Genomic DNA, 12,384 nt, shown 5'->3' on the forward strand with positions numbered 1-12,384 from the left:
ATAATAAAAGAAGAAAGCACCTTTTTAGGTGCTTTCTAATAGATAGTATAAAAATTATTTTACTCCTGTTCCTTGTTTTCTGGAGTTAATTTAGCAGGTTTAACTGAAGCGTCATGGGCATTATGGTATTCCTCCATAAGGCTCATAGTTGCTTTAAGTAAATCTTTCGTTTCTAATAACAAGCCAAAATAAAGTGTAGTGTTTTTTGGACTAGACTCTTCGGTACGGGTACGTTCTACCTGTTTTTGGATCTTACTACTTACTAAAGAGGTTATTTCTTCCTTACGACTTAAAATGGCTCCTATCTCTTCAAAAGATCTGGATTCAAAAGCATTTTTAGTATTGTTGAACAAGCGCTCAAAACGTTCATCAACTTCTTTTAGCTCCTTAATTTGGGTGAATTTTAGTTTCTTATGGTTATTGTTTACGTGCTTATGGCTCTCTTTTACAATGTATTCCAAAGACTGCACCATATCCTGTAGATAGCCTAAGATATGTATATAAAAATTACTGGCCCCAACACTGGACTCATCTAAATTCTTGATAAAATAAAAGATGTTATCGCGTAACTCGTCTACTTCATTCGATAGTTTTAGAATTTGTTTTTTGTTCTTTTTAAGCATAGCCAAATCTTGCTTGGCAAGACCGTTTATGGCATTAGTGTAAATTTTGTTGCCACGTTTTACTACGTTAGCAATGTTATTTGCACTTTCATGTATAACACCTTGTATAGAACTACTTTCAGCTTTAATTAAACTATCTTCAGCTCTAATTTCTTTAGATTTTTTGTTATGTACAATAGTACTTCTTATTAGTAATGTAAATGCAACTACCAGTAATAGGGGAAACATAACACTCAAATTTAAATTCAAGAGATAAGCAACCAATGCAGCCGCAGAGAAGGCACTAATAGCAGTAAAAAACCAACCCCCAATTACATTTATTACCCCTGCAACTCTATACACTGCACTTTCTGGTCCCCAGGCTCTATCTGCTAAAGATGTACCCATAGCAACCATAAAGGTTACATAAGTTGTAGATAATGGTAATTTATAAGATGTGGCAACAGATATTAATACGGCAGCAACCATTAAATTAACGGCAGCTCGTACTAAATCGAATGCAGGAAGTTCGTATTTTTTGTCTTTGGAAATTTTAATAATAGGAGCTTCAAATTGCTTGTCGATTTTAGTTTTCCAAGATTCAGGTAACATGTAGGAATACATTTGAGACATTAACATAGCGGATCTAACAAAGCCCCGAGATAGTGTGTTAGGTTGAAAACGTTCTTTAGTTTCACCTTGACTGGATAAATCCAAGGACGTTTTTACTACGGCTTTTGCTTTAGATGAAAACCATAATGTTAATACCATTATCATACCTGCACCAAAAAGCAACCAGTTATTTGTAGGTACTTTTTCAGCAAGAACATCCATAGGAAAAGCCGATGCGGCAACACCCTCAGCAGACCACGCCAAAAAGGCATTGTATGCTGCTACAGGCACTCCAATAAAGTTAACCAAATCGTTGCCCGCAAACGCTAAAGCTAATGCAAAGGTACCTACAATTATGATTAATTTGTAAATATTTGTCTTAAAAAAGGCGATTAGAGCATATGATAAAATAGACCAAAACACCGAACTTATCAATACAATAGAAAGGACTTGGGCTTCTAAAAAGTCTTTCATTGTCATACCACCTAAAATATCGAAGGACTGGCTGGCATAAGATGTCCCTTTTAAACCTTTCATAAAAATGAAATACGTGATAGAGGTTAAGGCTATACCACCAAATAAAGCCCCTACCCAATGTGCTTTATTTTCAATATTGTATGATAGAAGTAATCTTGAAAACCACTGTATAATGGCACCTACAGTAAATGCCACCAGAACCGAGAGCAGTATACCAAATATAATTTGCGAAGCTTTAGAGGTATTAATATAACTGATAACATCACTAAAACTACCTCCGTCATGGCCAATTTTAATTAATGCAACAGCTACTGCAGCACCAAGCAATTCAAATACAATGGAAACGGTGGTTGAAGTAGGCATCCCTACTGAATTGAAAAAATCCAGTAACAAGATATCGGTTATCATAACGGCCATGAAGATAATCATGATTTCATCAAACATAAATTCACCAGGGTTAAAAATACCCTTTCTTGCCACTTCCATCATACCGCTTGAAAACACGGCTCCAATTGCAACGCCCAAACTGGCTACAATCATTATAGTTCTAAATGAAATGGCTTTAGAACCAATTGCGGAATTTAAAAAGTTTACCGCATCGTTACTCACACCTACAACCAAATCAGCAATTGCTAAAATGGCTAAGGCTATGATCATGTACAAATAGATATTATCCATTGGGTTTAATTGTAAAATATCAGCAAATATCATGACTATTATTAATTATATTGTTATCTAATTGTTATTTTTTTTAAAAATGGATATCAAATCCTAACCTAAAAGTAATGTTATCTTTATTTCCATCAACAGTAGTATAGCTAATATCTGATTGTACCTTTAGTTTGTGACCAACAATAAACTTATTAACACCTAAAGTGTATTGTTTTCTAGGCATAGTCTCATTAATAGAGCTTGAATTAATTGTAACCGAATCATAGTCAACAGTAGTAAACCTTCCAGCTATTTCGTAATTACTTTTAAATAAATAGCCAGCTTGTAGGTTTAATGCATTACCAGTTAATACAAAGTCTTCTGTAAGGGTGATGCCATCTACATCTGTTGCTAAAGCTTCATCTGCTGTTCTATTGGCAAATTCTCCCATAAAAGAGAACCCTTTGTACTTAAACATAGCATCTACAAATACAGTAGTTTGGTCAGTTTCATATAAGGTTTCATCACTTCTAAACATATAGCTGCCAGCAAAGCCACGTTCCCTAACGGCATCTTGGTTATAGTTATAGGTAAAACCAGCCATAAGTTTTGGTTTTTCTTCGCGTTTTAAATCAGACTGACTATAATCGCCTTTGGATTTAAACTCACCAAAAGGTAAAAACTCCAAACGACCAGTATACTGCAAGCCACCTTCGTTACCTTCAGTCACATTTCTACCTTCGCCTTGGGAGATGGCAAATTTTTCACGCATTAAAAAATCACCGCCTAAACTGGTTTTATGACGTAATTGAATCCCTAGATCACGATCAATATTAAAGCGGCTATTTAACAAGGAACGATCTACCAATTGTAGGTTTGCAGAAGATACCACACGTTCCACATTTCCGGGTAACTTGGTTTGTCCTGCCCAAAGTTCCCAATTTCCTGCAAAGTTCCACATGAGTACCGCATCCAAGATGTAACGTGGCGTATTTCTATTAAATTGATTGGCGCCTGAAATATCACGGTTAGATAGGCCTAGTTCTATTTTATATTTTAGTTTAGGACTATAAGCAAAACCATCAAATTTCAAACGAGCGCGTCTTACAATAAAGTTGTGCTCAGGGCTTCCATATTGATCACCATCATAATCCCAAGAGGAAATGGATCTCACTTGAAAGCGTGGTGCAAATTTTACACTAAAAGAGCTGTCTTTTGCAGTAAAGTTAATGAGTCCTTTTCCAAAAGAAGTATCACTGATTTCTTGTGCTTTTATTGATGTAAATGCAAGGATAAAAATACCTAATAGGGTACATTTAGTATTCATAAAGTTTAATTTTAGTTTTTGTCGCTGCAAAGAACAGCAACCAATGTTAACTAAATGTTTCCTAATCGTTAAGCTTTATGACAAAAAAAAGACTGCCTTGGCGGCATTGACAGCCATAGCAATATCAATTTCAGTTGCTTTTTCTGTATTCACTTTAGCTCTTATTTCTTGGATTTGACAACCCAGATAACTAAACGGTAAAATATAGGTTCCAGGATATAGGTTTTCAAAGTTATATAGACATCAAAATCGGAAGAGGTTCCTTTTGTAGTTCCTTTTAATTAAACTTTCGCAAATGATAGAGGTTCGTTAACAGATTCTGAATCTAATAAAACACCACTAATAGAACCTGAGTTTTGAGAAAAACATAAGGCTGTAAAAAAGAAAGTTAGAAGTATTAAAAAGGGTCTCATTAGTTCGCTCTAAAATGATAATGCAAATAAACAGGCTTTATATAAGTTTTATGTTAAGTTAACTTTAAAGAACAGTGATTAAAATGTTACGCTAATGTTAACAAGTTTGAGCTCGCTTTTTTGTTGAATTTATTTATATTGCCCAAACATAAATTTATACTATGAACTGGGAGCAGTTATTATCCTTAAAGCGCTTTGGCGATACTAATAAACGTATAAGAAAAGAGCAGGATGAAACCCGATTAGGTTTTGAAGTGGATTACGATCGCATCATTTTTTCTTCGGAATTTAGGAGTTTACAAGATAAAACACAGGTTATACCACTATCTAAAACAGATTTTGTCCATACTCGTTTAACACACAGCTTGGAAGTTAGTGTGGTAGGGCGTTCATTAGGGCGTAAGGTAGGACAAAAATTAATTGAAAAGCATCCGCATTTAAAAAACATTCATGGATATAAAGCCAACGACTTTGGAGCTATTGTTGCTGCTGCTGCCTTAGCTCACGATATTGGTAATCCGCCATTTGGTCATTCTGGAGAAAAAGCTATTGGTGAGTTTTTTAAGAATGGTGAGGGAAAGGCGTTTCAAAAACAATTAACGCCCAAAGAATATCAAGATTTATGTGATTTTGAAGGCAATGCCAACGGATTTAAAATATTAACAGAAAGTAAGGCTGGACGGTATGGTGGTTTGCGATTGAGTTATGCGACCTTGGGGGCTTTCATGAAATACCCGAAGGAGTCGCTTCCCAAAAAGCCAACAAACCATATTGCCGATAAAAAATATGGAGTTTTTCAAAGTGAAAAAGAGATTTTTGCTGATGTAGTTAACGAATTGGGATTGTTGCAACGCAGTCAAAATGACTTTAGTTATTCACGCCATCCTTTAACCTATTTGGTTGAAGCTGCCGATGATATCTGCTATACCATTATAGATTTTGAAGATGGTATTAATTTGGGGCTGATTCAAGAGGAATTTGCATTGGAATACCTGTCGAAAATCATTAGAAATACCATAAGGCCGGAGAATTATTATGCGCTTTCCACAAAAAAAGATCGTGTTGGTTACTTAAGGGCATTAGCTATAGGTACACTAATCAACGAAGCCGTAGAAATATTTATGTCTAACGAAGAAGCCATTTTAAGTGGTAAATTCGATTGTGCCTTACTTGATAAAAGTACCTATGAAGCACAAATAAGGGATATTATAAAGATAAGTGTCGAAAAAGTTTATCAAAGTAAGGATGTTGTAGAAAAAGAAATTGCGGGATACAGGGTGCTGTCTGATTTATTGAAGGTGTTTACAACTGCAATTAATAATACACATGATAATAAAGCATCTAATTACGATAAATTGATCATGCATCTTTTGCCAGAAAATTTTAAGGCTATTAATAGTTCCTTGTATATTAGGTTACTGTCGGTTTGCAGTTTTGTGTCTAACATGTCCGATAGTTATGCAATTATGTTGTTTAACAAAATTAGAGGGATTAATATTGGTTAACCTTTTTTGACTATTTTTTTAAACTAAACCCTTAAAATAATTTTGTAGGCTTTCAGCATCGAGACCAATTGTACTTTGCAATTCATCTACATTACCATGTTCTATGAATACATCTGGAATACCTAAAAGTTTGATTAGGTTTGTGTAGTTGTGTTCTGAAGCAAATTCCAAAACCCCACTACCAAAACCACCTTTAATTGTGCCATCCTCCACTGTAACAATGGATTCGTAAGTGTTAAAAATATAATGTAATAATGTCTCATCCAATGGTTTTGCAAAACGCATATCATAGTGCGAGAAATCCAAACTTTGAATAGCTTCAGTAACATTTTTGGCAATGCTGCCTATACTTAAAACAGCCACTTTGTTACCTTTCTTTAGTTGAATGCCTTTGCCAATTTCAATCTTAGAAAACGGTTGTTTCCAATCCAAGGTAACACCTCTGCCACGCGGATAGCGAATGGCTATCGGTAAATCTAACCCTAATTGTGAGGTGTACATGATGTTACGTAACTCGATCTCATTTCTAGGTGCAAAAAAGATGAGGTTAGGAATGCATCTTAAAAAGGCCAAATCAAAAGTGCCATGGTGTGTTGCGCCATCTTCGCCAACCAATCCTGCCCGGTCTAAGCAGAAAACAACAGGAAGTTTTTGTAAGGCCACATCATGGATTACCTGATCGTAAGCACGTTGTAAAAAGGTAGAATAGATATTACAAAAAGGGACTAAACCTTGGGAGGCCATGCCCGCTGCTAATGTGACGGCATGCTGTTCAGCTATGCCCACATCAAACGCTCGATCGGGGATTTCGGCCATCATGTATTTTAAGGAACTTCCCGTTGGCATAGCGGGTGTAATGCCTACAATGTTTTTGTTTGCTTTGGCTAGTTCAACAATAGTATGCCCGAAAACATCTTGATATTTTGGGGGAAGTTCAGCGTTTGATTTCGGATTTAACTCTCCGGTAATGGCATTGAACTTTCCTGGCGCATGATATCTTACCTGATCTTTTTCGGCTTGTCTTAAGCCTTTTCCTTTTGTCGTGATAACATGCAGGAATTTGGGGCCTTTTACGGTTTTTAAACGTTGCAGCTCAGTAATTAGGGCATTTAAATCATGACCATCTATAGGACCAGAATAGTTAAAATTTAAAGCCTCAAAAATATTTTCCTGTTTTTGCGTGCCTTTTTTAACATTGGTTAAATATTGTTTTAGGGCGCCAACACTAGGGTCTATTCCTATGGCATTGTCGTTTAAAATTACCAACAGATTGGCATCTGTTACCCCGGCATGGTTTAGGCCTTCAAAAGCCATGCCACTGGCAATACTGGCATCGCCAATAACGGCGATATGGTGTTTGTCATCCCCTTTTAATTGTGAGGCGATGGCCATCCCCAAAGCTGCTGATATGGATGTAGAGGCATGCCCTACACCAAAGGTATCGTATGCGCTTTCCTCACGTTTTGGGAATCCGCTTAAGCCGTCCAATTGTCGGTTGGTATGAAATTGTTCCCGTCGTCCAGTTAACAGTTTATGACCGTAAGCTTGGTGTCCCACATCCCAAATAAGTAAATCTTCGGGCGTATTAAACACGTAGTGCAATGCAATGGTAAGTTCCACAACACCCAAACTGGCACCTAGATGCCCTTCTTTAGTGGCCACAATACTGATGATAAACTCACGTAGGTCTTGAGCCAATTGCGATAAATCTTCTTGCGTCAAAAGCCGTAAGTCTTTTGGGGAATTTATGGTATGTAACAATTTATTTTGCACGAGGCAAAAATACGGGAATTTATTGTTTGTAAATCAAGATAATTAACATCAATAATATTTAAACTAAAACACCAACTGCACACTAGTTCCTTTACGTTCCTTGCTCCTAATTTGAATTTTCCCATTGTGCAATAGCATGATTTGTTTGGAAAGGCTTAGGCCAACACCACTGCCTTTTTTTTTGGTGCTAAAAAATGGCACAAACACATTATCTATGATGTTTTCGGGGATGCCACTGCCGTTATCGGTAACTTTTATAACACTGTGACCGTTGATGTTTTTTTCGGCAGTGACCGTAATTTTCGGGTCAAGACTGTTTTTACAGGCCTCTACGCCGTTTAGAATAAGGTTTATTAACACTTGCTCAATTAAATAGCGGTCTATTTCTATTTGTAAATCAGGGGTGTTACTCTTAAATTGCAACTCAATGTTTTTGCTTTCTAAAGACGATTGCATCAACAATTTTATATTTTCAAATAAATCATTTACCAAAACACTACTAAGGTTTAATGTGGTGACTTTATTAAGACTTCGGTAGGTTTTGGCAAATCGTAATAGGCCTTCGCTTCGCTTTTTAATACTTTCTATGCCGGCATCCAGATCGTTCATATTTATGACTTCGGAAGAATCTTTTAAGGATGATTGTACTTTACTTTGAAGCGTGTCGGCCAAAGATGAAATGGGCGCAATAGAATTCATAATCTCATGGGTCATCACGCTCAACAATTTTTTCCAAGCTTCCGATTCGGTTCTGTTCAAGGTATCGTCTATATTTTGAAGTACTACCAATTTAAATTGCTCTTCTTTTATATGAAAAACCGCAGATGAAATCAATATTTTAAGAGTCTCACTATTTACGGAAATGTCAATGTTCGAATTTTTATTATGATGGGACGTAAATACCGTATGAAATAAATCGGGATGTCTTTTTTCAACAAATTGAACAGACTTAAAAGACGGTAGATTTAAGATGTTTTTAAAAGCATCATTGACCCACAAAACCGCTCCAGATTGTACGTTAAAAGCTATGATGCCCGTATCAATAAGCTCCAGTATTTTTTTAAGGTAAAGGTGTTGCGCTTCCTTTTCTTTATTTAGGGTGATAATGGTTTTGTTGACCGCGTTAAAACCTTTGTGCAGGGTTCTAATATCTTCTGCGCCTTTTTGTTCTGGATACCATCTGGAAAAATCCTTGTATTTGGTCGATTCAAAAAAATCATCCATTTCATAAAACCGCTTGGTGGTGTAGTTTAATAGGTTTTTAATGCTATAGATAATTAAGACTAAAATGAGTGCTACAATTATAATGGCAAGGGATAGATTGGGTTTTATAAGCAGTAGTTGGTTTATGGCGAACGCCAACCCCGAAAGCCAAATCAAAAGCATGCCAACCCGAAAAATAAGACCCCATTTGTATTTTCTATAAGCCATATTTATCAAGTCTTCTGTAGAGTGCAGCGCGCGTTATACCCAATTCCTTGGCAGATTTTGAAATATTGCCGTTGTGTTTTTCAATAACTTTTAGAATGGTGTTTTTTTCAATCGTTTCTAGTTTTAGGGCATTGGCTTCCGTTTTATTAGTGTATTTTTCAATGGGTGAAAACACCAAATCGGTTTCACTAAGCGTATCGTGTTCAACCATGATAACGGCACGCTCCAAAGCATATTGCAATTCCCTAACGTTACCGGGAAACCTATAAGTTTTTAATTTTTTAAAAAAACTGTAGGTGGCCGTGATGTTGGGCTTAAAATACTTTTCGCTGTAGCGTTCAATAAAATGTTTGGCCAATAAAGTAATGTCCTTGCCCCTATCCCTTAGGGGCGGAATAACAACTTCAACGGTATTGATACGATAGATAAGGTCTTTTCTAAACTTTGTTTCATCTGCTAAATGTTCCAAAGTTACATTGGTGGCGCAAATCAATCGAATGTCAATAGGCATTTCAGTATTGGAACCTAAAGGTGTAATGCATCTGTTTTGCAAGGCTGTTAACAAGCGTGCCTGTTGCTGCAGGCTTATATTTCCTATTTCATCTAAAAACAAAGTGCCTCCGTTAGCAGCTTCAAATCGGCCAACCCTATCCATTCGGGCATCGGTAAAAGCCCCTTTTTTATAACCAAATAATTCACTTTCAAATAACGAAGCTGTTAATGCGCCAACATCCACTTTAACAAAAGGCTTGTCCTTTCGTAGGGAATGATCATGAATGGCTTTGGCAATGAGGTCCTTTCCCGTACCGTTTTCGCCTAAAATAAGTACATTGGCATCGGTAGGTGCCACCTTTTTAAGTTTATGGAACACATGTTCCATAGGTTCACTTTCACCCAAAAGTTTAACACCATCTACTTGGGGCAGCCATTTCTTTGCTTTTTTGGTCCTTTTTTGGGCAATTACTTCTTTTATGGATTGTATTAATTTATCGTTTTGCCATGGTTTTACCAAAAAGTCGGAAGCACCTTCCTTAAGCGATCTAATGGCTAAATCCATATCACCAAACGCCGTTATTAAAATCACATTTAGATCGTTGTTGGCATTTTTAATTTTATTGAGCCAATAGATGCCTTCGTTGCCCGTATTTACCACACTGTTAAAGTTCATGTCTAAAATAACGAGATCGAAGTTTTGTTGCTTAAGTAAGGGCAGAATGTTATCTGGATATTGTTCAACAACTATGTCTTTAACCAAGGATTTAAGCAGAATCCGTATAGCTGTTAGCACATCCTTATCATCATCAACAACTAATATAGTTGCATTTTTTAGTAGCATAACACAATATTACAATTTTATTGCCATGCTTAGAAGGAATTTAATGCAGAAAATTTTTAAGATTAGAAAGTGTCCTGTATCGAACACAAAGTGTATCAAAATCGGACACTCTATTATTTTTAATTTTATGCAAATAGCTGTTTTTTAATGAATTACACATATGGCACAGTTATTCCTATTTAGTTAAACAAATGTTATAAGATGGATGTCCCTTTAAAGAAAAAGAGGTTTAACAAGTCGAAAATCACCATGATTGTAGGGGCAGGCCTTTTGGTTTTGCTTATTGTTTTTGTAATTGTTGCTACCAGTGGAAAATCTCGGTTAAATGTCGATGTGGAGCGCATTTCAATTAGTAATGTTGAATCTGGTCTTTTTCAGGAGAACATTTCGGTAACGGGAAATGTATTGCCTATTACGACTTTTTATTTGGATGCTTTGGAAGGCGGTATTGTTGAAGAAATATTTGTTGAGGATGGTGCCATTATGAAACATAACGACCCTATTTTAAAGCTTTCCAACACCGATTTAGAATTGAGCTTGGTCAATCAGGAAACTTCGGTGTATAACCTGCTTACCCAGATGCAGATTTCCCAAAATGCGGCGCGACAAAATACCATTAATAAACTCAACCGAATGACTGATGTTGAAAATGCCCTTGTAGAAGCTGAACGCCAGTATATGCTCAGTAAAAAACTGTTTGAAGCAGAGGCTATCGGTAGTCAGGAGTTTAAGGAATCCCAAAATAATTATACTTATCAAAAGCAGCGTATGGAATTGGCTAGAGAGGTGTTGCAACAGGATTCTATATCGGTTAAGCAGGAAGCCAATCAATCCAGAAGTTTATTGGCGCGCACCCAAAGTGCTTTGGAATTGATGCGTAAAAAAGTGGGCGATCTTATTGTACGTGCCCCAGCCGATGGCCAATTAACTTCTTTGGATGCCGAAATTGGTCAATCGAAAAATAAAGGGGATCGTTTAGGACAGTTGGATGTATTGAGTGGCTATAAAATACGTGTGGATGTTGATGAGCATTACATTTCAAGAATCTATACAGGTCAGGTAGGTACCTTTACGTTTAATGGAGAGACTTACAAATTGATTATTAAAAAAGTATTTACCCAAGTCACTTCGGGACGGTTTCAAGTCGATATGCAATTTGAGGGCGACGTCCCCGAAGGCATTAGGCGTGGACAGTCCCTACAGATCCGATTGACTTTAAGTGAAGAAAAACAAGCGGTTATGGTATCTAAAGGTGGCTTTTTCCAGCAAACGGGAGGCAATTGGATTTTTAAGCTGAGTGATGATGGAAAAATGGCTTATAGGATCAACATTCAATTAGGCAGTCAAAACACAACATACTATGAGGTATTGGAAGGGTTAAAACCAGGTGATAAGGTTATTACCTCTAGTTATGACAATTTTGGAGATAAGGAAGAATTAATATTAAAATAAGGCGTCATTACGATCCGGAGTATTCGGGAGAAGTAATCTCCTTAATTAATAGATTGCTTCGTTCCTCGCAATGACAAATAATAAACATAAAACAATGATAAAAGTAACAGACCTAGAAAAGTACTATAGTACCGAAGAAATTAAGACCATAGCCTTAAACCAATTTTCGTTTGAGGTTAAACAAGGCGAGTTTATTGCCGTGATGGGGCCTTCGGGATGTGGCAAATCGACCCTTTTGAACATTATTGGCTTATTGGACGATTTGGACGGCGGCAGCTTTATTTTTAATGATGAAGATGTTACCCGCTATAACGAACGCAAAAGAGCCAATTTACGCAAGCATAACATTGGGTTTGTGTTTCAAAGCTTTAACCTTATCGATCAGTTGACGGTTTTCGAAAATGTGGAACTACCACTCATATACCTTGGCATGAAAAAGGCCGACAGGAAACAACGTGTCCATGAGGTTTTGGAAAAAATGCAAATAATGCACCGGCGCAATCATTTTCCACAGCAACTTTCAGGAGGACAGCAACAACGGGTTGCGGTTGCCAGAGCCGTAGTGAACAATCCGAAACTCATTCTAGCCGATGAGCCTACCGGAAACCTGGATAGTAGTAACGGTAATGAGGTTATGGAACTTTTAACCGAATTAAACGATCAGGGCGCTACCATTATCATGGTAACCCATAGCGAGCATGACGCCAAATACAGTCACCGTATTGTTAGAATGCTCGATGGACAAAAGGTAACCGAAGTGAGTTTGGTTTAAAATAACGATTTTATAGTTAACCAATGGCAATAG

Annotated in this window: 8 protein-coding genes; 3 read left to right on the forward strand and 5 right to left on the reverse strand. The window is 36.8% G+C overall.

From position 1 onward, the window contains the following. Positions 1–59 precede the first annotated feature (59 nt). Both K7G79_RS09435 and K7G79_RS09440 read right to left on the reverse strand, forming a co-directional pair. Positions 60–2,369 (reverse strand): inorganic phosphate transporter, encoded by a 2,310-nt coding sequence (locus K7G79_RS09435; protein WP_223551332.1) that lies wholly within the window; start codon positions 2,367–2,369, stop codon positions 60–62. A gap of 73 nt (positions 2,370–2,442) precedes the next feature. Next, a complete protein-coding gene (locus K7G79_RS09440) occupies positions 2,443–3,669 on the reverse strand; it encodes a porin (RefSeq protein WP_223551333.1) in 1,227 nt (408 codons plus the stop codon). A gap of 574 nt (positions 3,670–4,243) precedes the next feature. Here K7G79_RS09440 and K7G79_RS09445 point away from each other — a divergent pair. Beyond that, the gene (locus K7G79_RS09445; RefSeq protein WP_223551334.1) at positions 4,244–5,587 is read left to right on the forward strand and encodes a deoxyguanosinetriphosphate triphosphohydrolase; all 1,344 of its coding nucleotides are present in this window, start codon (positions 4,244–4,246) and stop codon (positions 5,585–5,587) included. Between the two features lie 18 nt (positions 5,588–5,605). On the opposite strand, the gene dxs is transcribed toward K7G79_RS09445, so the two are convergent. The 3 genes from dxs to K7G79_RS09460 form a co-directional block, all read right to left on the reverse strand. Beyond that, positions 5,606–7,360 (reverse strand): 1-deoxy-D-xylulose-5-phosphate synthase, encoded by a 1,755-nt coding sequence (gene dxs, locus K7G79_RS09450; RefSeq protein WP_223551335.1) that lies wholly within the window; start codon positions 7,358–7,360, stop codon positions 5,606–5,608. Positions 7,361–7,423: 63 nt separating this feature from the next. Continuing rightward, a complete protein-coding gene (locus tag K7G79_RS09455; protein WP_223551336.1) occupies positions 7,424–8,791 on the reverse strand; it encodes a PAS domain-containing sensor histidine kinase in 1,368 nt (455 codons plus the stop codon). After that, positions 8,781–10,127 carry a sigma-54 dependent transcriptional regulator gene (locus K7G79_RS09460; protein WP_223551337.1) on the reverse strand — a complete coding sequence of 449 codons (1,347 nt, stop codon included), beginning with the start codon at positions 10,125–10,127 and terminating at the stop codon, positions 8,781–8,783. The genes K7G79_RS09455 and K7G79_RS09460 overlap by 11 nt, the downstream gene beginning before the upstream one ends. Positions 10,128–10,328: 201 nt before the next feature. On the opposite strand from K7G79_RS09460, the gene K7G79_RS09465 reads away from it, so the two are divergent. Further along, on the forward strand, positions 10,329–11,579 hold the full coding sequence (locus tag K7G79_RS09465) for an efflux RND transporter periplasmic adaptor subunit (RefSeq protein WP_223551338.1): 1,251 nt from the start codon (positions 10,329–10,331) through the stop codon (positions 11,577–11,579). Between the two features lie 94 nt (positions 11,580–11,673). Next, the gene (locus K7G79_RS09470; RefSeq protein WP_223551339.1) at positions 11,674–12,351 is read left to right on the forward strand and encodes an ABC transporter ATP-binding protein; all 678 of its coding nucleotides are present in this window, start codon (positions 11,674–11,676) and stop codon (positions 12,349–12,351) included. The last annotated feature ends 33 nt before the right edge of the window (positions 12,352–12,384 follow it).

Source organism: Aestuariivivens sp. NBU2969, assembly GCF_019931125.1.
Lineage (GTDB): Bacteria > Bacteroidota > Bacteroidia > Flavobacteriales > Flavobacteriaceae > Aestuariivivens > Aestuariivivens marinum.

Coding starts and splice junctions, on each gene's coding strand:
- K7G79_RS09435 (WP_223551332.1), bottom strand. CDS start 2,369: ATGGATAATATCTATTTGTACATGATCATAGCCTTAGCCATTTTAGCA.
- K7G79_RS09440 (WP_223551333.1), bottom strand. CDS start 3,669: ATGAATACTAAATGTACCCTATTAGGTATTTTTATCCTTGCATTTACA.
- K7G79_RS09445 (WP_223551334.1), top strand. CDS start 4,244: ATGAACTGGGAGCAGTTATTATCCTTAAAGCGCTTTGGCGATACTAAT.
- K7G79_RS09455 (WP_223551336.1), bottom strand. CDS start 8,791: ATGGCTTATAGAAAATACAAATGGGGTCTTATTTTTCGGGTTGGCATG.
- K7G79_RS09460 (WP_223551337.1), bottom strand. CDS start 10,127: ATGCTACTAAAAAATGCAACTATATTAGTTGTTGATGATGATAAGGAT.
- K7G79_RS09465 (WP_223551338.1), top strand. CDS start 10,329: ATGGATGTCCCTTTAAAGAAAAAGAGGTTTAACAAGTCGAAAATCACC.
- K7G79_RS09470 (WP_223551339.1), top strand. CDS start 11,674: ATGATAAAAGTAACAGACCTAGAAAAGTACTATAGTACCGAAGAAATT.